We start from the raw sequence: 21,952 nt of genomic DNA, 5'->3' as shown, positions 1-21,952 counted from the left end.
CGGTCACCGGATCGGCGCACCGACCCGATGGCGCCGAGCGTCCGGCGCGTCCCACAGGGCGGCCAGAGCGAAGCCGGCGTCCCCTCCGCGCCCAGCTCCTCGCCGCCGGGCGGGGTCAGGGCTGCGCGAAGGTGTCCTCGAGGAGACCGGCGAGCAGCACCGCGCCCGCCCCGTCCGGGTCGCGGTCCGGGTCGTAGATGGTGACGTCGACGCCGACGCAGCGCGGTGAGGCGGCCAACGGCGCGAGCAGCGCCCGCAGTTCGTCGGTCAGCAGGCCGTCTGGGTCGGGGCTGTCCACGGCCGGCATGACGGACGGGTCCAGGACGTCCGCGTCCAGGTGGATCCAGAAGCCGTCCAGCGGGGAGTTCTGCAGGTGGTCCAGCGCCTCCCGGGCGACGGCCTCCGGGCCGCGCCGCCGGATCGCGCCGACCGCCGGGCCGGCCGCGGCGGCCGGTCAGTGACGCGCCGGATCCGGCTCGGGTCAGCGGCGGTCCGGATCCGGCTCGGTCAGCCGCAGTTGATTGCCGAAGGGGTCGGTGAGGGTCAGGCAGCTGCCGGTCCCGTCGTGTTCCAGGCCGGGCCGCAGATACGGGTAGTCCTTGGCGGAGAGCTCGGCGTGCAGCGCGCGGATGCCGGTGAGCTCGGCCCATACGGTCGAGCCGGGGGTGGCGTCGCCGTGGCGTAGGTGCAGCACCAGGCCGCCGCGGGACACCTGGGTGTAGAGCGGCATTCCGGGCTCGAAGCGGTGCTCCCAGTCGACCGTGCAGCCCAGGTAGTCGAGGTAGAACTCATGGGCCTTGGCCACATCGAAGATCCGGAAGACCGGCACGGTGCGGCGGAAGACGGGGTCCGTGGGTGCCATGGGGTCACTCCGTCCGCTCGTCGGGCGTCCCGACGGTCATCTCGCTGGTGAGGGCCCAGCGCTCGTGGTCGCGCCAGGCGCCGTCGAGGAAGAGGAAGTCCGGGGAGAACCCCTCCAAGCGGAAGCCGGCCCGCCTGACCAGGGCGATCGACTGTTCGTTGGTGGGCTGGATGTTGGCCTCCAGGCGGTGCAGGCCGAGCTCGGTGAAGGCGTACTCCAGGACCAGGCGCAGCCCCTCGCTCATCAGGCCGCGGCCCGCCGCGTGCGCGAAGGCGCCATAGCCGATCGCGCCGCAACGGAAGGCGCCGTGCACGATGTTGTTGATCGTGAGGTAGCCGGTGATCCGCCCGGTGGCGCGTTCGCAGATCAGGAAGCCCTCGCGCGACGGCTCCTGGAGCCGGTGCAGATAGCCGTCGTAGGCGTCATCGGTGGCCGGCGGGAAGAGCCAGGGGCGGTGCAGCCCGGTGCTCTCCCGCGCGGCGGCGGTGAACTCCTCGCGGTCGGCTGCGGTGAAGTGCCGGATGCCGACGCGCGGCCCCTGTGCCAGGTAGCGCTCGCTGGACGTCATCGCCCGATCGTACGGGCCACACCGGAGACGGCCGCCGAGCAGCCGCGCTACCGCCACACCGGTGGGTCCGCCGCCAGGGGGCCGGGCGGGGTCGCCCAGGTCGTCGGGCAGCCGTCGAAGGCGACCGGCGGCAGGGCGTGCCGTAGCCGGCCGAGCGGACCGTCGGTCTCCCGCAGGTACGGGGCGGGGCCGAAGGTGGGGCCGGCGGGGCCGGCCGGGAGTACCGCAGGCAGGTCGTGCAGCAGCCAGTGGGCGGTGCGGACCAGGGCGAGGGTGGCGAGGAACGAGCCGCCGGCGCGGGCCCGTTCGGTCAGGGCGCGCAGGACGGCGGCGGCCAGGAGGTAGCCCGTACCGTGGTCGAGCGCCTGGGCGGGTAGCGTGCCCGGGGTGCCATCGGGGTCCCCCTCGACGGCGGCGATCCCGGTGGCCACCTGCACCAGGCTGTCGAAACCGCGCCGGCCGCCCCAGGGGCCGTCGTCGCCCCAGGCGGAGAGCCGTGCCACCACCAGACCGGGGCGGCGTTCGGTCAGCGCCTCGGGGGTGAGGCCAAACCGGTCGAGCGCGCCGGGGCGGTAGCCGGTCACCACGACATCGGCGCCGGCCAGCAGTTCCTCGAAGGCCGCCCGGCCGGCTCGGGTGCCCAGGTCCAGGGCGGTGGAGCGCTTCCCGAAACCGGTGTCGCTGTGCGCCTCTTGACTCTCCGGCAGCTGGGGCGCGTCGATCCGCAGCACCTCGGCGCCGAGCAGGGCGAGCGTACGGGTGGCGACCGGGCCGGCGATCACCCGGGTCAGGTCGAGCACCCGCAGCCCGTCGGCCGGGAGCCCGGGGCGGCCGGCGGGCGGCAGCGGCCGGGGCGGTGCGGCGGCGTCCAGCGGGCCGAGGGTCAGCAGCGGGTGGGCGGCCGACGCCACGCCCTGCGGGTGGGCCGCCCACTCCTCCGGGCGGCGGGCCGCGACGGCGAGTCCGCCCGCCGCGTGGACGGTCTCCTCGATCTCCGCCGCCCGGCGGCCGGCGAGTTCGCCCTCGACCTCCGGCGCCCCGGCGGTACCGGGCAGGCCCAGTGCGTGCAGCAGCCGGGCCCGGTGGTGGGGGTAGTTGGCATGGGTGCGCACCCAGCCGTCGGCGGTGCGCCAGAAGCGGGAGAGCGGCGCGAACGCGGTCAGCGGGCGGCCGTCGACGCGCAGGTGGCGCTCGCTGGCGAAGGCGGTGGCGACCGCGCCGTCGTCGACGCGTACGGCCGGCAGCGGTCCGCCGTCCCGTGCGGCGGCCAGCTCGGCAGCGGCCAGCGCGCAGACCGCGACGGTGGCGCGGGCCAGCGCCCCCACCGGCAGCCGGGCCGGCAGCAGGCCGGGCGGTCCGCCGTAGGAGATCCGCCCGGTCAGGTCCGGATCGCCGCCGAGGGCCGCCCAGGCCTGCCCGGTACCGCAGTTGACCGTATCGCCGTGTCCCTGCCCCATACCGGAAGTCTGGCACGCCCCCGGTTCAGCCCCGCGCCGCCTCCCGCTCGCCGGCGCTCAGTGCCGCCAGTGCCAGCCGGCGGTGGATGCGGCGCAGCATCAGCCGGGCCATGACGGGGTGGAGGTGGCGTACGACGGCGAAGTAGAGCCGGCCCGCGGCGTTGTGGAGGCGGACGACCGTGCCGAGGGTGACCGTGCCGTCGGCGACCAGGATCGAGGCGCGGAAGTCCAGGTGCCGGGCGTCCCGCCCGAGCAGGACCTCGCCGTCGGTCCGCCCGACGACCGGGAAGGCCGCCCCGCGCAGCCCGCCCGCCCAGGCCTCGGGCCGCCGTGGCATGCCCGGCAGCAGCTCCATCTGCCAGGCGTCCTGGAAGTCGGTGCGCGGGAAGGCCTGGTGCGCCAGCCGGGCGGCGGCGGGGAGTTCGACGGCCCGGGGGCGGGCCCAGAGCGCGCGGTGCGCCAGCCGGGCGCGCAGCGGACGGCGGGCCGGGGCGGGGGTGCCGCCGGCGGCTCGTTCGGCGTTGTCCAGCAGCTCCTCGACGACGGTGGCGTGTCCGGAGCCGATCGCGAGGTGCCACACCAGGCTCGTCAGGAGGGTCTGGCGACTGTGCAGGACGTGCTCCACCCGACAGCGGTCCGGGCCGTCCGGGTACACGGCGACCTCGTGCCAGCCGCGGCCGTCGGGGAAGTCGAACCGGACCCGGCGGCCCGGCTCGTGGACGGAGACGCGGTAGCGCATCGGACCGTGTCCGCCGTCGGCGCCGACCGCCAGGGGGCGGTCGAACCGCATCGCGGGCCAGGCGGGGGTGGGGAAGAGCGGGTCGTCGTCGGCGCCGAGCCGGTCGAGCAGGGCGCCGACGGTCTCGGCCGGGGCGGGGACGGTGCGGGTATGGACCTCACGGACGGTACGCACGGAGCACCTCCATACGGTGGCGTATGTTTGTCCGTACGGTACCGTACGGACATGGCGCAACGGCGGGCGAGGGACTCCGAAAGCAACGGCGCGCGGCAGCGACTGACCGCAGCAGACTGGGCCGATGCGGCCCTGGCAGCCATGGGCGAGGGCGGGCTCGCGGCGGTGGCCGTGGAGCCGCTGGCCGCCCGATTGGGCGCCACCAAGGGCAGTTTCTACTGGCACTTCACCAACCGGGACGCCCTGATCGAGGCGGCCCTGGAGCGCTGGGCGGAGGTCCGCACGGAGGCCGTGATCGCCGAGATCGAGGCCGAGCCCGACCCGGGCGGGCGGCTACGCCGGCTGCTGCGGCACGCCGCCGGCCGCGCACCCCAGGACCCCCTGGAGGTCTCCCTGCTGGCCTCCGCGGCGCAGCCCGCGGTCGCCGCCGCGCTGGCCCGGGTGACCGAGCGGCGGATCGGCTACCTCACCGCGCTCTTCACCGAGTTGGGCTTCCCCGAGGACGAGGCCCGCCACCGCGGCCTGCTCGCGTACACCGCCTATCTCGGACACACCCAATTGGGGCACGCGGTACCGCAGAGCCTGCCGGCCGGCGACGGCGGCGAGCGCTATGTGGACGCCATCGCCGAGGCGCTGACCCGTCCGCCGGACCGCCACCGACCCTCCTGACGGAGCAACTCCTTCCGCTCTCAACCAAGTTGGCCGAACTACTCATAGACGCACCCGGTGCCCCCGGCATGAAGTGGAGATCGGCGCGGCGGATACGGCGCGCTTCTGGGTTGACATCGCACAGACGCGAGGCTCGAGTCCACTCGAAGCCCTCGTACGGGAGGAATTCGTGTCCGAAGCCATCCCCTACTTCCAGGACCGCAGCTGTCCCTACCATCCGCCGACGGGCTATCAGCCACTGCGCGCGGCGGGCCCCCTGAGCCAGGTCACCTTCTACGACGGCCGCCGGGTGTGGGCGGTGACCGGCCACGCCGAGGCTCGGGCGCTGCTGAGCGACCAGCGGCTCTCCGCCGACCGGCAGAATCCGGCCTTCCCCGCCCCGGTGGAGCGCTTCGCAGCGATCCGTCAGGTGCGTACCCCGCTGATCGGGGTGGACGATCCGGAGCACAACACCCAGCGCCGGATGCTGATACCCAGCTTCAGCACCAAGCGGGTGGCCGCGATGCGGCCGGAGATCCAACGGATCGTGGACGAGCTGCTGGACCGGATGCTCGCCCAGGGGCCGCCCGCCGAGCTGGTCTCGGCCTTCGCGCTGCCGGTGCCCTCGATGGTGATCTGCTTGCTGCTCGGGGTCCCCTACGCCGACCACGAATTCTTCGAGGAGCAGTCCCGGCACCTCTTGCAGGGGCGCACCTCGCAGGAGGCGGAGGACGCCCGGACCCGACTGGAGGGCTACCTCAGCGGGCTGATCGCCGAGAAGGAACACCGCCCCGGCGAAGGGCTGCTGGACGAGCTGATCGCGGACCGACTGCGGCCCGGGACGCTGGAGCGCGAGGAGTTGGTCCGGCTCGCCATGATCCTGCTGGTGGCCGGCCATGAGACCACCGCCAACATGATCTCCCTGGGCACCTTCACCCTCCTCGAACACCCCGAACAGCTGGCGCAGTTGCGGGCCGAGGAGAACCTGATGCCGGCCGCCGTGGAGGAGTTGCTGCGGTTCCTGTCCATCGCCGACGGGTTGCTCCGGGTGGCGAAGGAGGACATCGAGATCGGCGGGCAGCTGATCCGGGCCGACGACGGGGTGCTGTTCCCGGCCTCCCTGATCAACCGGGACGAGGGCGCCTATCCGGCACCGGACGAGCTGGACCTGGACCGCTCCGCCCGGCACCACGTGGCGTTCGGCTTCGGGATCCACCAGTGCCTGGGGCAGAACCTCGCCCGCGCGGAGCTGGAGATCGCCCTGAGCTCCCTCTTCGCCCGGATCCCCGATCTGCGACTCGCCGCGCCGGCTGCCGAGATCCCGTTCAAACCGGGCGACACTCTGCAAGGAATGATCGAACTGCCGCTGGCCTGGTAGCGGCCATGCCGGCGGACGAACGAAACGAAAGGGGTCCGGAATGCGGATCGCCATCGACACCGACGTCTGCATCGGCGCCGGCCAGTGCGCCCTGACCGCTCCGGGGGTGTTCACCCAGGACGACGACGGCTTCAGCGCACTGCTGCCCGGCCGGGAGGACGGCGCGGGTGACCCGCTGGTGCGGGAGGCCGCCCGCGCCTGCCCGGTGCAGGCCATCGCGGTCGAGGCCGACTAGGTCTGCTGTTCGCACAAAAGACCGACCACGGGCGGGGCGCCCCCAACATCGCGGCGACTGTGTCGAATCGCACCGTACGGGCGGTTGACAGGGCTAGAGTCGTTGGTGACTGACGACTTGTATCGGCGTAGGGGGCGTGGTGATCGAGTTAGCCAGTGTGATCAGGGACCTGCGGGAGGAGTTGAAGCAGGCGGTCGTCGCGGCAGAGGGTGAGACGCTGCACTTCGAGTTGGGGACGATCGAGCTGGAATTGACGGTCGCGCTGGAGCGAACCGGGCACGCGGGGGCGAAGGTCAGGTTCTGGGTGGTCGAGTCCGGTGCGGACGCGACGGTGAACGCCACCTCGACGCAGCTGATCAAACTGGCTCTGCGGCCGACCCTCGAAGGGTCGCTCAACCCGGTGTTCGTCTCCGGCCGCGCCGGCCGGAACGAGCAATGAGTACTGCGGACGGCAGCGCATCGGGGCCACCCGGGCCGGACGAACTCGACGTACGGCGAGTGGTCCAGGTCGTCATCACCCGGCGCGGCGGCGAGGAGTGGCGCGGATCGGGTTACCGCGTGAGCGCGGATGCGGTACTCACAGCCGCGCATGTGGTGCGCGACGCGGTCTCGGTCACGCTGCGCTTTCTCACCGAGGACGGCGATGTAACGGAGTTGTCCGGCGAGCCGGAGCCGCTGTGGGAGGACTCCGATGTCGATGTCGCGGTACTCAAGATCCCGAACGATGCGGGCAGCAGTGGGCTCCCCGCCGCCGAGGTCCCGCCGGTGCGGTTCGGCCGCATCACCCAGCCGGCGGATTGCGAAGCGCTGGGGTTCCCCAAATTCAAGCTACGCCCCGCTATCGCCTCGCCGGAGCTCAACAGGGCCCCCTGGTACCGGGATTCCCACCATGCACAGGGCAAGACCACGCCGTGGGCCGACCTGCGCACGGGCACCCTGGAGATCTCCGTGGGCGCTCCGGGGCCCGATCCGGAGGGCCGTTCCCCCTGGGAGGGGATGTCGGGAGCCGCCGTGTGGAGCGGTGGGTGCCTGATCGGAGTGGTCAGCGCGCATCACCTCACCGACGGAGCCGGCAGGCTCACGGCAAGCCGGGTGCAACGCTGGTACAAACGCCTCACCCAAGACCAGATCGAGGAACTGGGCGAGCTGATCGGCCTGCCGGCCCGCGCCGTCCACCTCACGCGACTCCCACCGCCGCCGCCCCATCCTCCGCTGACCGAGGGTGATCCCGCCGAGGCCCTCGCTGGCGAGGTGTCCAAGCAGTGGCGCAAGGAAGAGGAGCAGCGTCGGGTGCACGACCCGTTCCCGCTCCCCGTGCGCTTCCGGTGTACCGACCGGGATGTCGTCGACAACTGGGCCAACATCCGCAAGCTCCCGCGCAGGCTAGCCGCAGAGCCCCTCCCGCTGGACGGCGAACTCGACCAGATCGTGGACGCGTACCTCTCCGTCCCGTCCTGTCGGCTGGTGGTGCTGGGTGAGGCCGGGTCGGGCAAGTCGATCCTGACCCTGCGTTTCCTCGTCGACTGGCTCGATGCCCGCATCCCCGGCGACCGGGTACCGGTGATCTTCGGCCTGGGTTCCTGGGATCCGGCCGCGACATCGCTGCGCGACTGGATGTGCGCCCAGCTGGTGCGTGACCACCCCTTCCTCGCGGCTCCAGCCGTACGCGGAGGCAATCTGGCCCGCTTCCTGCTCGACACGGGCAAGATCCTGCCCGTTCTCGACGGTTTCGACGAGATCCCCAGCGGTCTGCACGGTATGGCGCTCACAGCGCTCAACCAGGCCACCACCATGCCGTTGCTCCTCACCAGCCGCCCCGACGAATACACCAGGGCCGTCAACGACTCCGAAGATTCCGACGTGCTCACCGCCGCCGCAGTCATCGAGTTGGAGGGCCTCGCCGTAGACGATTACGCCGACTACCTGGTGCGCGCCAGCCGGACGATCAGAGGCGGCGGCGCGGACCGTACCGTATGGGATGCCGTCCTGGCCCGATTGCGCGAAGGGCCGTACACCCCGGGCACGGCGCACCTCGCGGAGGTTCTCTCCACCCCGCTGATGGTCTCCCTGGCCCGCACCATCTACAGCGACGCTCCCCGACGCGACCCCGAAAAGCTGCTGCACTTCCCCACGCCCGAAGCCCTGCAGGACCATCTCCTGGCCGCATTCGTCCCCGCCGTCTACAGACCCGCGCCGCATGACGATCGTGACGCCCACGGTCCCCGTCATCGCCGCCACCGCCGCCACTGGACGCCCCAACAGGCCCAGCACTGGCTCGGCTACCTCGCCGCGCACCTGGAGCAACTCGAGACCCATGACCTCGCCTGGTGGCAACTGGGCACCACGATGCGCCGTTCTTCGCGCATGCTCGTGATCGGGTTCCTCGCCGGGCTGGCTTTGGGGGTGCCGACCGGGATCGGGAACCTGCCCGTGGACTTGGTCGCGACCACGCGTGGGCCCGGGTTCGCGATCGTGCGAGGGCTTTTGGTCTTGCTCCTGCACGGGCTGGTGGCCGGGCTGGTGTTCGGCTTGGTGTACGAGTTCGCGCCCAGAGGGGCGGCGTCCAAGCCGTCGACTCTGCGCATACAGATCTTCGGCGAGACCCGGCGCAATGGTTCCGAGATCGCCCGGAGGTTCATGCTGGGGCTCGCGTTCGGGGTACCTACCGCAGTCGTGCTGGAGCTCATGGACAGATTGGTCGTCGGGCCGCTGGGGTTCGACGACGGACTGGACGGCGGGCTCAGGGGGGCGTTGCTATTCCCGGCGGAGCTCGGATTCGGCGCCGGAATCGCGCTTGCCGTCATGGCATGGCTCGAAACTCCCATTGACACCACATCCGCTATCAGCGCCTCGGAACTGCTGAGGACGAACCGCAAGAACGCATTCGTCCATATGCTCGTGTGGTTGCTCGTGCTCGGCGTACCGGCCGGGATCGCCATCGGCCTCACGCCCGGGCAGGGGGTGGGCAGGCTCGCGTCCGGGCCCGTGCTCGGGCTGCTGGCCGGGCTCGTCTTCGGGATCGAGGCCGCCTTCGGGGGCGGGCTCGGGTACGGGCTGAGTTTCACCGCTTGGGGGCAGTGGGTTGCCCTGTCGCGTATGTGGTTGCCGCTGACTCGGCGTCTGCCCTGGGCAGTGATCGCATTCCTGGACGACGCCCATGACCGAGGCGTGCTGCGTAAGGCCGGTGCGGTCTACCAGTTCCGCCACGCTCGGCTCGAAGCCCACCTGGCCCACGTCTACAGGACGCGCCAGGACCGCACCGGCAGCCGAGTTCACCCGGTCGGTGAGCCGGAAACCACGGGAGGGCGGAAGAGCGTCGCCATGGACGGGGCGATACACCCCACAGGCGTTGACCGATGAATATCGCAACCGATCACGCGATCGACTGACGGAGGACAGTTCATGAGCATCGGGCACAGCTTGGGAAGGCCAAAGGCGAGGTTCGCCCTTGGGGTCGTGACGACAGCAGGAGTTGCGGTCGGAATCGTCGGCGTTTCCGGGGCCGGCACCGCATTCGCGCACCCGGTTTCGACCACGCTGAATTACACCTGCTCAGCATTCGGGCTCAGCCGGCCCATCCCGATGGAGATCCGCGCGGATGTCCCGGATGCGGTCGCGGTCGGCAAACCCAGCCCGAAATTCGCGTTCCGCGCGACGACGACGGCGAGCAAGGAGGACACCCGCCTGATCCACGCGTCCCTCGGGGACCTGAAGTCCATCGAGGGCACGGTGGGCACGAATGTCGAACTGCGCTCGCAGCAGGGCAACTTCACAGTCCCCATGCGCTTCGGCATCAACAAGGTCACCGTTCCCAAGGCCGACCGCGCCTTTGCCGTCACGGCGACCGGCACCGCCCCCTCCCGCACCTTCCACAAGCCGGGCACGGTGCGGATCGCGGTCGGCGACCTCAACCTGAAGCTCGTCGGGAAGAAGGCGAACGGCAAACCCCTGGGCAGGGTCGACCTGGCGTGCAAGCTCGATGCCCACCAGTCGCCGGTCGTAGGATCGTTCGCGATCACAGGGACAGGTGCGGGGACCGGCTCGTCCGCGTCCGGCGCTTCGGGCACGGGCGCCACGACCGGTTCGGCCTCCGCCGGGGCGTCGGCTCTGTCGCCATCCCATGGCGACGCCACGGTGCAGGGCACCACCGCGAACACCGGCCAGGACTCCAAGGATCTGATTCTGCTGGCCGTTGGCACTCTCGTCGCGGGCGGCGGCGTCTTCCTCCTCGGCTCACGGCTGAAGCACCGCCTTCGTGGGTGACGACCGTCGTGCGTGACGGTCGGTAGGCGGTGTCCTTGCACCGATGTCCTTGCCGTCGGCGCCATGGACATCTGGCGCCCCCGCATCCGCTACCCCAATGTTCCCTGGGTGACGGGCAGTTGCAGGACACCGGAGTCCTGCGGCGTACTGCTGACCGTCACCGGCTTCACTCCGCGGTTGCCGGCATAGGCGTCGTCACTCGCCGCGAGCACCAAGCGCAGGCGGTGCCCCGGCCCGTACCGGTGCACGATGCCCGGCAGTTCCACGGTGAACCGGCGGGTCACGTCGGGCACCCGGGCCGGGGCCACCATCCGGTGCACCAGCGTCGCGCGGCCGTCCGGCGCCACGTCGTACAGCTTGGCGAAGAGCACCAGCCGGTCCGCGGCGTCCGAGGAGCCCTGTACCTTCTCGGTGCGCGGTGAGGCCACCTTCAGCGTCACGGTGGGCGCGCCCACCACGTCCACCGGCAGTCCGGTCACCGGCGCGGACGTCCAGGCCAGGAAGGTGCCCCTGCCGTCCCGGGGCGCCCGGTCCGCCAGGCCGAGCAGCCCGGACAGCGAGCTCTCCGAATGGCTGGTCGCGAGGCGCAGGTTGCGGTACGTACGGCTGCCGCTCACCACCTGGCCGCGCTGCCCGACGAGGCTGCCGTCACCGGAGAGGTACAGCCGCCGGCTGGCCGCGGGGAGGGCCGGTGCGGTGCCGTAGACGTCCTGGCCGGCCGCCCAGTCCCGGTAGTACGCGAAGGCCGGCCCGGTGTCGGCGGCCGCGCGGTGGCGGAGGTACCGGTCGAACCAGGCCAGGATCCGGCGCCCGACGTAACTGGTCTCCAGATTGCCCCGGGCCAGGTCGAGTTCGCCCACGGCCGGCTGCTTCATCCCGCCGCTGTGGCCCCAGGACTGCCAGATCATCCTGGCCGGGGTGCCCTGGGCGGCGAGGGTGCGGTAGGTGGCGGTGGCCTCGTTGAGGTTGAAGAGGGTGTCCGCCTCGCCCTGGACCAGCAGGGTCGGTGCCGTGACGGACCGCAGGTAGGAGACCGGGGAGACGCTGCGCGCGTAGCCGAGCACGGCCCTGGTCCGCTCGGACGGGAAGCGGCCGGAGTCCAGCAGCCGCTTGGTCTCGCAGGCCTGCGCCACGAAGTGCAGACAGCCGGCGCCGCCGGCCCGGGTCCGGTCCAGCCGCGGGTGCCGCAGCCCCTGCGCCTCCCCCAGCAGGAAGAAGCCGTTGGTCCACTGCCACTTGTACGCCCCGGGCAGCGACCCGCTCACCCCCTGTGTGCGGCCGGTGTTGTTGGGGGCGAGGGAGTAGCCGAGGTCGTTCCAGGTGATGAGCGGAACGAGGGCGTCGACGCGGTGGTCGACGGCGGCGGTGGCCAACTGGATCGCCCCGCCGTAGGACCCGCCGATCATGCCCGCCCGGGGGTCACCCGCGGCGTCCTGGGTGACGTAGTCGACCCGGGTGCCGTCGTCGGCCGTCCGGGTACCGGCCAACAGATCGAGGAGCTGGCTTGCCGCCTGCCCGTCGATCCGGGGGTCGTCGAGCGAGATCGGGCAGCCGGTGCGGCCGAAGCCCAGGCCGGAGTAGGCCAGCGCCACATAGCCGCGGGCGGCGAAGGCCTTGGCGACCGCGTCGGTCGAACCGTCGGCCTTGCTGCCGCCGAAGCCGTTGGTGGTCACCACGGCGGGCGCCGGGTGGGCGGCGTCGACACCGGCCGGGCGATAGACGTCGGCGTCCACGGTGCAGCGGTGCGCTCCGGCGCGGACGGTGACCTTCAGCGGGGTGACGGCGTACGGGGCGGCGGCGGCGCCGGGGGCGGTCAGCAGGAGCGGCGCGGTGAGGGCGCCGCCGGCCAGCAGGGCGAGGGAGGCGCGCAGCGGACGGTGGGACACGGCTCGGGGAGCGCGGGGCACCAGGACCTCCACAGGGACACGTCGTACCGACCAGCCGGCCAAAGCGGGCTCATGGTGTGATACCGGTCACGGACGTGTCAACGTTCCCGATGCGCGTCCCCGTTCGGACGTCAGTTCGCCACCGGTGCGGGGTCGGTGGCGCGTTGGGACGCTACGGGATGGGCGCCGCCAAACGGGTCAGCGCAGGGCCGGAGCGGCGAAGGTGAGGGTGCCGGCGGTGGCGTCCAGCTCGGCGGTGCGGCCCAGCGGCACGGTCAGTGCGGAGTCCCCGTGGCCGAAGCCGAACTCCTCGACCACCGGCACCCCCAGCCCGCCCAGCCGGTCCACCAGCACCTCCCGCACCCGCTCGTAGGGGCCGCACCGGGCCCAGGAGCCGAGCACGATCCCGGCGACGCCGTCCAGCCGGCCGGCGCGCAGGAGCTGGGTCAGCGCCCGGTCGAGGCGGTACGGCGGCTCCCCGACGTCCTCCAGCAGGAGCAGCCCGCCGGCCGCGCCGGGCCGGGCGTGCGGGGTGCCCAGCTCGCTGGCGAGCATCGCCAGGCAGCCGCCCATGGTGACGCCGCGGGCCCGCCCGGGCACCAGCGGCCGGGCGGTGGGCGGGGCCAGGGTGCGGACGGTCTCCGGCGCGAAGAGGGTGCGGCGCAGGTGGGCGCGGGTGGCGTCGTCCTTGAGGAAGACCTCCCCCGCGGCGGCCGGTCCGTGCAGGGTGGCGACCTCGGCGCGCACCGCGAACGCCTCGTGCAGCACCGTCACATCGCTGAAGCCGACCAGCGCTTTGGGGGCGGCGGCCCGGAGCGCTTCCCAGTCCAGCAACTCGACCATCCGCTGGGCGCCGTAGCCGCCGCGCGCGGCGAACACCGCCTTGACCGACGGATCGCACCAGGCGTCCTGGAGGTCACGGGCCCGGTCCTCGTCGCGGGCCGCGAGGTGGCCCAGGGTGGGGTGGCTGCCCAGGACGTGCGGCGCGGCCACCGGGTCCAGGTCCCAGCCGCGCAGCACGTCCAGCCCGCGGTCCAGCCGCTCGGGCACGATCGGGCCGCTGGGGGCGAGCACCACCACCCGGTCGCCGGGCCGCAGCCGCGGCGGCCGGCGCAGCTCCGCGGTCACCGGGCCGGTCATCCGCGCAGCTCCAGTACCGGGACGTCGTCGCGGCGGAAGCCGAAGGTCTGGGCGTAGAGGGAGAGTTCGGCTTCCAGGGCGCGGACGAGGGTGTCGGCGCGGCGGAAGCCGTGCCCCTCGCCGGGGAACGACAGGTAGGCGTGCGGGGTGCCGTTCCCGGCGACCGCGGCGAGCAGTCGTTCGGCCTGCTCGGGCGGGCAGATCACATCGTCCAGGCCCTGCAGCAGCAGGAACGGTGCGGCAATCCGGTCGGCGCGGTGCAGCGGGGAGCGCTCGCGGTAGCGGTCGGGGACCTCGGCGAGCGGGCCGATCAGCGACTCCAGGTACTGCGACTCGAAGTCGTGGGTGCCGCCGGTCGCCCAGCCGGTCAGGTCCAGGACCGGGTAGCTGATGGCGCCGCAGGCGTAGAGGTCGGTGGCGGCCAGCGAGGCGGCGGTGGTCCAACCGCCGGCGCTGCCACCGCGGATGGCGAGCCGGGCGGGATCGGCGGTGCCCTCGTCGGCGAGCGCCCGGGCGACCGCCGCGCAGTCCTCCACGTCCACCTCGCCCCACCGGCCGCGCAGCCGCTCCCGGTAGGCGCGGCCGTAGCCGGTCGATCCGCCGTAGTTGACCACGGCGACACCGATGCCGCGGGAGGTGAAGTAGGCGACCTCCAGGTCGAGCACCAGCGGGGACCGGCTGGTGGGGCCGCCGTGCGCCCACACCACGAACGGCGGCCGCTCACCGTCGGGCGCACGGTGGTCGGGGCTGTGCGGCGGATGGACATGGGCGTGCACGTCCCGCCCGCCGGGCCCGGTGAAGGTGCGGCTGTGCGAGCGGGGGTAGTAGGCCGGGTCCAGCGCGTCGGTGTGCCGGCAGGCGATCTCCCGGGCGCGTCCGGTGCAGGTGTCCAGCTCGACGATCTCGTACGAGCGGTGCGGGCCCGCGGCGATGCCGAGGACCCGGCTGCCGTGCACGGCGAGGGTGGGCGCCCACTCCGTCCAGGGGCCGGCCGCATCGACCAGTTCCCCGGTGACCGGGTCGAGGATGCCCAGGCAGGTGGCGCCGCGGCCGTGGATGACGGCGAGGGTGCCGTTCTCCATCGGCAGGAACCAGCGCTGGCCGACGGTCCACAGCGGACCGCCGAACTCCTCCTGGCGAGCGGGGCAGAGCCGGTGGCGGGCCCCGGGGGCGTCCTCCGCCGCCTCGGGGTCGATCCCCTGGAGCTCCCACCATCCGTCGCGGTCCGAGACGAACAGCAGCGTGCCATCGGTGGCCCACTCGACCTGGGCGACGGACTCCCCGGCCGCGCCGTGCTCCGCCGTGCCGGGCGCGGTGGCGCCGATCAACGGGCGGACGTCGGTGAACTCCGCGGTCTCCGGGTCGATCCGGGCGACCATCACCGTCGTGTGGTCCCAGGGCATATGGGGGTGGTCCCAGGCGATCCAGGCGGCCCGGCGCCCGTCCGGCGAGATCCGCGGGCCGGTCACGAACCGGTGCCGCTCCCCGCTCAACTCCCTTACGGCGCCCCGGTCCTCGGCCGCGGAGCCGTCCAGCGGCACCGCCGCGATCACCCGTCGGACGTCCGTCGGCCGGTCGCCGGTGAACTCCTCCAGCACGCACCAGACCTCGCCGAGGTCCGGGCGCAGCACCGGGTCGGCCCAGCGCAGTCCGTCGCCGACGCCGGAGAGCGGGGTGAGCGGCCGGGGCGGGGCGCCGGTGTCCGGTGCGCAGACGTAGAGCCGCTGGTCGGCGAAGTCGCTGAAGACGACGAGCGGGCCGTGTGCGGTGACCGCGCCGGCCCAGGGCTGGCCCCCGTACTCCAGCACCCGGGTGCGGACGTTCCAGGGCGCGGGCAGCACCGGTTCCTCGGTGCCGTCGTGGCGGCGGCGCAGCAGGGCGCGCCGGCCGCCCTCGGCGGGCCGTGGCGCGGTCCACCACACCTCGTCGCCGACCGCGCCGACGAACGCCGGCCGGCCGTCGTGTGCGGCGACCAGGGCGGCATCCATCGGGGACGCCCAGGCGCCGTAGGGGGCGGTGGTCACCATGCTGCGTTTCCTCGTTTCCTCTTGTGCACCGGTGGGGGCGGTGGGGGCGCGGTCAGGCCGCGCGCAGGAAGTGGTCGAGCACCCGGACACCGAAGTGCAGGCCCTCGACCGGTACGCACTCGTCCACGCCGTGGAAGAGCGCCTGGTAGTCGAAGCCCTCGGGCAGCTTCAGCGGCGAGAAGCCGTAGCCGGTGATGCCCAGCCGGGAGAACTGTTTGGCGTCCGTGCCGCCGGACATGCAGTACGGCACGACGTGGCCGTCCGGGTCGAAGCGTTCGATCGCCGCGCGCATCGCGGCGTACGTCGGGGAGTCGACCGGCGCCTCCAGGGCGACCTCGCGGTGGTGGTAGTCCCAGTCGACATCGGGCCCGGTGAGCGCGTCCAGGGTCGTACGGAACTCCGCCTCACCACCGGGGAGCACCCGGCCGTCCACCTGGGCGACGGCGGACCCGGGGATCACATTGACCTTGTAACCGGCCGCCAGCATCGTCGGGTTGGCGCTGTTGCGGACGGTCGGCTCGACCAGCTTGGCGGCCGGCCCGAGCTGTTCCAGGAGCGCGTCGACATCGAGGCCGGGCGCCTCGACGTCGACGTCGAGGGCGTGCAGTGCGGCGAGTTCGCGCAGCGCGGCCCGGACGGTCGGGGTGAGCCGCAGCGGCCAGGAGTGGGCACCGATCCGGGCCACCGCCGCCGCGAGCCGGCTGACGGCGTTCTCCCGGTTGACCTTGGAGCCGTGCCCGGCCCGGCCGTGCGCGGTGAGCGTGAGCCAGGCGGTGCCCCGCTCCCCCGCCGCGACCGGGTAGAGCCGCAGCCCGCCGCCGGCGTGGAAGGTGAACGCGCCGGACTCGCTGATGCCCTCGGTACAGCCCTCGAACAGGCCGGGGTGGTGGTCGGCGAGGAATCCCGAACCGTCCTCGGCGCTGGCCTCCTCGTCGGCGGTGAAGGCCAGCACGAGGTCCCGCCGCGGGCGGACGCCGGTGCGCGCCCACTGCCGTACGACGGCGAGCACCATCGCGTCCATGTTCTTCATGTCGATGGCGCCCCGGCCCCAGACCACCCCGTCCCGGACCTCGCCGGAGAAGGGGTGCACGCTCCAGTCGGCGGGCTCGGCGGGCACCACGTCCAGATGACCGTGGACCAGCAGGGCGTCGGCGGCGGGGTCGGTGCCCTCGATCCGGGCGACCACGTTCGTCCGGCCGCTGCTGCGCTCCAGCAGGGTCGGTTCGAGGCCGGCGTCGGCCAGCCGCTCGGCGACGTACTCGGCGGCGGGGCGCTCCCGGCAGGTGCCGTCGCCGGCGTTGCTGGTGTCGATCCGGATCAGCTCGGAGGTGAACCGCACCACTTCGTCCAGCGCCTGGCGGTCCGCACCGGGGGGCTGCTCGCCCCCGGGGCCCGCGGCGGTCCCGGCCTCAGCCATATTGCTCCTCCACGGCGGACGACACCACGGTGGTGACCGTCTTGAAGCACCGGATGGCCTCGTACATGGTCCCAGCGGTGTACGCCACGCGGCGTTCCCCGCTGTGCTCCACGCCGGGGACACAGGTCGCGGCGCCCACCAGGTGCTCGGCGTCGAACTCCACCTCGACGCGGAACGGGCCGCGCCGGGCCGGCTCCTGACGTACCGCGAGCGCCGCGCCCTTGTGGGCCGCGGCCCGGATGTCGGCGGCGGTACGGGCCGGCGGCCGGCACACCGCTGCGTAGCGGGACACATAGTCCTTGACCGCGACGCCCGGCGCCTGCGGGGCATAGCCCAGCGCGTCCTGGCAGGTGCGGTCGTCGCCGGTGACCAGCACCACGGGCACGCCGTACTCGGCGACCACGAGGGAGTTGAGGTAGCCCTCGCTCGCCCGGGTCCCGTCGACCCAGACGCCGGTGATCGAGTTGGCGAGGTAGGTGTGGGCGAGGACGCCTTCGGTGCCGGCGCCGGTGTGGTAGCCGACGAAGGCGATGCCGTCGACGTCGCCGTGCTGGACGCCCTCGACCATGCTCAGCGACTTGTGCTTGCCGGTGAGCATCTGCGCGCGCTCGTCGAGCTGTTCCAGCAGCAGGTTGCGCATCGACCAGTGCGCCTCGTTGATCAGGACCTCGTCGGCCCCGCCGTCGAAGAACCCGGCGATCGCGGCGTTCACGTCGGACGTGAACATATGGCGGCACCGCTCCCACTGGGGGGTGCCGGGCAGCACATCACCGGGCCAGGTCACACCGGTGGCGCCCTCCATGTCGGCGGAGATGAGGATCTTCACGGTCACCAGTCCTCTCGCAGCGTGGGGGCGGTACGCACGACTTCCGACCTCACTCGTTCCCCTCGGTTCCCGGCCGTCCGGCGGACTCCCCACGGTAGCCGGACGGTTCGGGATGACGCCCCGTCCGGCACCGTTCGGGGCCGTCCTGTTGGGCCGCAGACCCGTTGCCCGGCGAGTGCGGCAACCCTCGAATGTTCGTGTGGCGCAGCATCCCATAAAGTTTCTGTCGCAAAGCGGAAGGACTTCCGCCAGAATTCCGACCGAGTACCGACCGACTTCTGTCACCTCCCGAAGGCACTTGCCAGGTGGGGTAGAACATGCCGGACCGGCCTCCCACATGATGAGACAGAGGCAGAACTATGAACAAAACCCCCAACGTCGTCCGGTTAACACAGGCCCCCGCCCCCCTGACCGACAGCGACGACGAGCAGCTCTCCCGGCTCACCGAGCTGATCACGCAGGCCCTTTGCGAGCGCAATCCGCGCTTCCGGGAAGTCCTCGAACACGGCGCCCACACCCACGTCACCCGGCTGATCGCGGAGGTGCTGGGCAGCGGCCGCCCGCTGCCCGAGACCGTCCGCGCGGTCATGCTGCGGACCGACACCGACATCCACCTCGTCGCCGCCGCACTGGGCGACTGCCTCGTCAGCGCGCCGGGCGAGGCGCCCGGTCTGCTGATCCCCGGCGCGCTCGCCGACGGCGCGGACGGCCGGGCCCGGCTCAAGGGCGTCCTACGGCACCGCGCCGCCGCGGTCGGCCACGCGGTACCGGCCCACGAGGCGCTCGCCTCGGTGCGCGCGGCGTCCCGGCTGCTCGACCTGGCGTCCGCGCACGACGGCCCGGGCGCCGGAGCGATGTTCGTCGACGACCACCTCTCCTCCCTCGTCCTGCTCCAGGACGAGACGCTGACCCGCAGCCTCATCGCCCGCCGGCTGCGCCCGCTCGCGGGGCTGTCGCCGGAGCGGTGCGAACGCCTGGAGGCCACGCTCCTGGCATGGCTGGGCGGGATGGGGGCGCCGGAGGTGGCCAAGGAACTCAGCATCCATCCGCAGACGGTGCGCTACCGGATGCGGCAGCTGGAGAAGCTCTTCGGTGCCCGACTACGTGACCCCCGGACCCGCTTCGAGATCGAGATGGCGCTGCGCAGCCGGCGGCTGATGGCGAGCGCCCACCACCGCCGCGCCTCCGTGGCCCGACGCCGCAGGAGCACCACCCGGCCCCGCCGCGCCCTGCCCCGTTAAGGGGCGGGGCGCGGCCCCGCCGGTTTGGCGAATGTCACACCACACCGCACCGCTCAAATGCGGACATTCAACCTATTTCGCCCGACGTGACCGCAGCCGTGCCACGTATCGTCCACCTCCATGCACGGAACACGCAGAGCGACCCGGCCCCGCCGTGGGCTGGCGGCGCTGGTCGCCGCCGGATCGCTGCTCACGGTGCTCACCACGGCCACCCCCGCCTCCGCCAGCACCGCCAGCGCCCCGGTCGGCGGCGGCGCCGAGGTCGTGTGCACCTCGAAGCGGCCGGGCCTGGCGCCGACGCTCTCCCATGACCTCGCCGACGCCCTCGACGGCCGGCGGGGCGCCTCGGCGCTGGCCGTCTACGACCGTCCCAGCGGCACCCGCTGCGCGTTCCAGGCAGGCGACCACTTCGATTCGGCGAGTGTGGTGAAGGTCACCGTGCTCGGGACGCTGCTGCGGCAGGCCGAGGAGGCGCACCGCAAGCTCACCCCACGCGAGGTCCGGCTGACCACCGCCATGATCACCAGGTCGGACAACGACTCGACCACCGCGCTGTGGCGCCAGCTCGGCACCGGAAAGGTCCAGCACTTCCTGACCCTGGCCGGGATGCGGGACACCGTCCCCGGCCGGGGCGGGGCCTGGGGTCTGACCCAGATAACCGCCGCCGACCAGCTCGCCCTGATGCAGCTGCTCACCGCGGAGAACACCGTGCTCGCCCGGTCCTCCCGCGGCTATGCGCTGGACCTGATGCACCGGGTCGCCCCCGACCAGCGTTGGGGGGCTCCCGCCGGCGCCCCGGCCACCGCGACCGTGCACGTCAAGAACGGCTGGCTACCGCGCAAGACCAACGGCTGGCGGGTGAACAGCGTCGGCACCTTCACCGGCCACGGCCACGACTACGGCATGGCCGTACTCTCCACCGGTAGCCGCACCATGGACTACGGCGTGGCCACCGTCGAGAGCGCCGCCCGGGTCGTCCACCGCGATCTGCAGCGCTGAGCGCACGTTCGCCGTCTTCACTGCCTCTGCCCTACTGAGGGTCCTCGCCATCGGGCTGGTCATGGGCCCGGTCGCCCACGGCATCGCGCAGTAGTTGCCGGACTCCGCGAACAGGTCGGTATCCGAACGCGTTTGCGGCGGCGGTCGAGTCGTGCTCGTCCAGCGGCCGGGAACCCGGTCCACGCCGCGGACCACCCAGCCAGCTGCGTCGAGTGCCGCAGCCAGGGCCGCTCCGACCCGGCCCGAACTTCCGGTCACCGCAACCAGCCCAGCGGGGACTCTTTTCGTCGCTCCGTGCACGCGTCCGACTGTACGGCGTGGAACCGGTCTCCTGAGATGGCACGGCTAAGAGGGGGCGGCGTGCGGGGTGTGACTGCGGCTACAAAGCCGAGTACCTGATGCCGCTGCACACAACGAACCTACGCAGCGGGCCCGCGCCAAGTCACCGGTTCCCCCGTCCTGTTCGGGGCAGGCCGGATCGGACCAACCGCGTCCAGATCGTCTAGAAGATCACTTACGGGACAGCCCTTCGCGTGCCCGCCGCCCCGATCCCCGCCGGCCCGCGCACCGCAGCCCCGTCCGGTACCCGGCCCGATCCCCCCACCGGTCCCCCGCCAGTCCCCGTGCGAGCATGCCCCGATGAGCGAACAACTGGCCCTCATCGCCCGCTCCCTGCTGGTCGACGTGCTCACCGTGCTCGCCGCCGCCCCCGCGGAGCAGGTGGCGTGGATGGAGCGGCACGACGTCGAAGCGGACGATCTCGCCATCGGCTTCGACCATGACTACCAGTTGGTCCCCACCATGGTGGCGGGGGAGTTCCTCGACCCGTCCGCCGTCCCTGACCTGCGGGCGATCGACGGCGTCCTGGACGCGATGAGCGGCCCGGAGAACGCCGCCCGCTGGACCACCGACGCACTGGCCACCGACCCCGGATGGTCCCGGGTCCGCACGCTGGCCCGCCAAGTGCTCGTATGCCTCAACGGCGACTGGCGGCTGCCGATGCCGACGTTCCACGCCGACCGCTACTGAGCCCGGGCGACCGCCGCCCCTACCCCTGCCCCTGCCCCGTATGGACCGTTGCACCGCGATCCGGTTCGACGCGGGCCGGTTCGACGCGGGCCGGTTCGACGCGGGCCGGTTCGACGCGGGCCGGTTCGACGCGGGCCAGGAAGGCCGCCACTGTCCGGGAGAACCACTCCGGGTCGTCCAGCCACGGGAAGTGGCCGGCGGCCGGCTGGACGGCCACTTCGGCGTGCGGCAGCAACTCCGCGACGGTGGCGGTGATACGGGGCAGCGGACCGCCGTCCCACTCGCCGGCCAGGAGCAGGACCGGCGCGTCCAGGGCCGCGAGGGCGGCGCGGGTCGCGGCGGGGTCGAAGGCACCGGCCGAGGCGTAGAGTTCCCCGGCCGACTCGTTGGTCTGCGCCACCTCCTGCGCGGCGTGGGCCCGGGCGCCCGCGTCCCAACGGCCGTAGAAGAACGGGGCGGCGGCGTCCCACTGGGCGTCGGTCGCGGTGCCCGCCCAGAGGGCGTCGAAGGCGTCCCGGGCGGCGGCGAACCACGGCTCGGACGTGCGCAGGGCCGCCGCCTCCCGGCGGTGCGCCACGGTGAAGTCGACGCCGAGCGCCCGGGCGCGGGCGGTGATCATCGTGAGGGTGCGCAGCCGCTGCGGATGCCGGGCCGCGTAGTGGAGGGCGAGGTCGCCGGCCGCGGAGTGCGCGAGCAGATCGACCCGCTCCAGCCCGAGGTGTGCGCGCAGGGCCTCGACATCGGCCACCTGCCGATCGCAGCGGTAGCTCGCCGGGTCGGCCGGGACCTCCGAGTCACCGGTGCCGCGCAGGTCGAGCAGGACCAGCCGGCGGTGCGTGGAGAGCCCGCCCAGGTCGCCGAGGTAGGCGGAGGCACGCATCGGGCCGCCGGGGAGGCAGAGCAGCGGCTCGCCCTCCCCCACGACGTGGTAGGCGAGTTGGGTGCCGTCAGGGGCGGTGAAGGCGGACATGGCGCCATCGTGGCCAACACCGCTGATCATGACAAGCGGATTGCGGCTTTGCCGCCGTGGCCGGCCCGACGGACGGACACGCGGCCAGACAGA

General features: G+C 72.9%; 19 protein-coding genes and 1 pseudogene. 9 read left to right on the top strand and 11 right to left on the bottom strand.

The window, feature by feature from the left end:
• Positions 1–115: 115 nt before the first annotated feature.
• The 5 genes and pseudogenes from AB0G84_RS20475 to AB0G84_RS20455 form a co-directional block, all read right to left on the bottom strand.
• Positions 116–430 (bottom strand): annotated as a pseudogene (locus tag AB0G84_RS20475) (arginase family protein); the annotation flags it as partial.
• A 51-nt stretch (positions 431–481) separates the two neighbouring features.
• A complete protein-coding gene (locus AB0G84_RS20470) occupies positions 482–862 on the bottom strand; it encodes a glyoxalase superfamily protein (protein ID WP_361322318.1) in 381 nt (126 codons plus the stop codon).
• A gap of 4 nt (positions 863–866) precedes the next feature.
• Positions 867–1,430, bottom strand: a complete 564-nt coding sequence (locus tag AB0G84_RS20465) for a GNAT family N-acetyltransferase (protein WP_361322315.1) — start codon at positions 1,428–1,430, stop codon at positions 867–869.
• Between the two features lie 47 nt (positions 1,431–1,477).
• Complete coding sequence (locus AB0G84_RS20460; RefSeq protein WP_361322312.1) at positions 1,478–2,887, bottom strand: CoA transferase; 1,410 nt, start codon at positions 2,885–2,887, stop codon at positions 1,478–1,480.
• A 25-nt stretch (positions 2,888–2,912) separates the two neighbouring features.
• On the bottom strand, positions 2,913–3,800 hold the full coding sequence (locus AB0G84_RS20455; RefSeq protein WP_361322309.1) for a DUF2867 domain-containing protein: 888 nt from the start codon (positions 3,798–3,800) through the stop codon (positions 2,913–2,915).
• Between the two features lie 51 nt (positions 3,801–3,851).
• On the opposite strand from AB0G84_RS20455, the gene AB0G84_RS20450 reads away from it, so the two are divergent.
• From AB0G84_RS20450 to AB0G84_RS20425, 6 genes are all read left to right on the top strand, one after another.
• Complete coding sequence (locus tag AB0G84_RS20450) at positions 3,852–4,469, top strand: TetR/AcrR family transcriptional regulator (RefSeq protein WP_361322306.1); 618 nt, start codon at positions 3,852–3,854, stop codon at positions 4,467–4,469.
• A 169-nt stretch (positions 4,470–4,638) separates the two neighbouring features.
• The gene (locus tag AB0G84_RS20445) at positions 4,639–5,826 is read left to right on the top strand and encodes a cytochrome P450 (protein WP_361322303.1); all 1,188 of its coding nucleotides are present in this window, start codon (positions 4,639–4,641) and stop codon (positions 5,824–5,826) included.
• Positions 5,827–5,866: 40 nt separating this feature from the next.
• Positions 5,867–6,061 carry a ferredoxin gene (locus tag AB0G84_RS20440; RefSeq protein WP_361322300.1) on the top strand — a complete coding sequence of 65 codons (195 nt, stop codon included), beginning with the start codon at positions 5,867–5,869 and terminating at the stop codon, positions 6,059–6,061.
• Between the two features lie 136 nt (positions 6,062–6,197).
• Positions 6,198–6,500 (top strand): trypco2 family protein, encoded by a 303-nt coding sequence (locus tag AB0G84_RS20435; RefSeq protein WP_361322297.1) that lies wholly within the window; start codon positions 6,198–6,200, stop codon positions 6,498–6,500.
• Positions 6,497–9,421 carry an NACHT domain-containing protein gene (locus AB0G84_RS20430; RefSeq protein WP_361322294.1) on the top strand — a complete coding sequence of 975 codons (2,925 nt, stop codon included), beginning with the start codon at positions 6,497–6,499 and terminating at the stop codon, positions 9,419–9,421. Before AB0G84_RS20435 ends, AB0G84_RS20430 begins: the two co-directional genes overlap by 4 nt.
• 42 nt (positions 9,422–9,463) lie before the next feature.
• Positions 9,464–10,324: a DUF6801 domain-containing protein gene (locus AB0G84_RS20425; RefSeq protein WP_361322291.1), complete on the top strand. Its 861-nt coding sequence runs from the start codon at positions 9,464–9,466 to the stop codon at positions 10,322–10,324.
• An 89-nt stretch (positions 10,325–10,413) separates the two neighbouring features.
• Here the strand turns inward: AB0G84_RS20425 and AB0G84_RS20420 are convergent, their stop codons facing one another.
• The 5 genes from AB0G84_RS20420 to AB0G84_RS20400 form a co-directional block, all read right to left on the bottom strand.
• Positions 10,414–12,231: a CocE/NonD family hydrolase gene (locus tag AB0G84_RS20420; RefSeq protein ID WP_361322288.1), complete on the bottom strand. Its 1,818-nt coding sequence runs from the start codon at positions 12,229–12,231 to the stop codon at positions 10,414–10,416.
• 177 nt (positions 12,232–12,408) lie between these two features.
• Positions 12,409–13,350: an LD-carboxypeptidase gene (locus tag AB0G84_RS20415; RefSeq protein WP_361322285.1), complete on the bottom strand. Its 942-nt coding sequence runs from the start codon at positions 13,348–13,350 to the stop codon at positions 12,409–12,411.
• A complete protein-coding gene (locus AB0G84_RS20410; RefSeq protein WP_361322282.1) occupies positions 13,347–15,377 on the bottom strand; it encodes a prolyl oligopeptidase family serine peptidase in 2,031 nt (676 codons plus the stop codon). The genes AB0G84_RS20415 and AB0G84_RS20410 overlap by 4 nt, the downstream gene beginning before the upstream one ends.
• A 52-nt stretch (positions 15,378–15,429) precedes the next feature.
• Positions 15,430–16,794, bottom strand: a complete 1,365-nt coding sequence (locus AB0G84_RS20405; RefSeq protein ID WP_361322279.1) for a M20/M25/M40 family metallo-hydrolase — start codon at positions 16,792–16,794, stop codon at positions 15,430–15,432.
• The gene (locus AB0G84_RS20400) at positions 16,787–17,620 is read right to left on the bottom strand and encodes a M55 family metallopeptidase (RefSeq protein ID WP_361322558.1); all 834 of its coding nucleotides are present in this window, start codon (positions 17,618–17,620) and stop codon (positions 16,787–16,789) included. The genes AB0G84_RS20405 and AB0G84_RS20400 overlap by 8 nt, the downstream gene beginning before the upstream one ends.
• Before the next feature lie 359 nt (positions 17,621–17,979).
• Between AB0G84_RS20400 and AB0G84_RS20395 the strand changes: the two genes are divergently transcribed.
• From AB0G84_RS20395 to AB0G84_RS20385, 3 genes are all read left to right on the top strand, one after another.
• Positions 17,980–18,861 (top strand): helix-turn-helix domain-containing protein, encoded by an 882-nt coding sequence (locus AB0G84_RS20395; protein WP_361322276.1) that lies wholly within the window; start codon positions 17,980–17,982, stop codon positions 18,859–18,861.
• A 120-nt stretch (positions 18,862–18,981) separates the two neighbouring features.
• Positions 18,982–19,860 (top strand): serine hydrolase, encoded by an 879-nt coding sequence (locus tag AB0G84_RS20390; protein ID WP_361322273.1) that lies wholly within the window; start codon positions 18,982–18,984, stop codon positions 19,858–19,860.
• 639 nt (positions 19,861–20,499) lie between these two features.
• Positions 20,500–20,889, top strand: a complete 390-nt coding sequence (locus tag AB0G84_RS20385) for a hypothetical protein (RefSeq protein ID WP_361322270.1) — start codon at positions 20,500–20,502, stop codon at positions 20,887–20,889.
• 19 nt (positions 20,890–20,908) lie between these two features.
• Here AB0G84_RS20385 and AB0G84_RS20380 read toward each other — a convergent pair whose 3' ends face one another.
• Complete coding sequence (locus AB0G84_RS20380) at positions 20,909–21,859, bottom strand: alpha/beta hydrolase (protein ID WP_361322267.1); 951 nt, start codon at positions 21,857–21,859, stop codon at positions 20,909–20,911.
• Positions 21,860–21,952: the final 93 nt, after the last annotated feature.

It is taken from the genome of Streptomyces sp. NPDC020742 (genome assembly GCF_040641675.1).
Taxonomy (GTDB): Bacteria; Actinomycetota; Actinomycetes; order Streptomycetales; family Streptomycetaceae; genus Streptomyces.
Note: the sequence above shows the minus strand (reverse complement) of the source record. Positions and strands in the feature narration are given on the sequence as shown.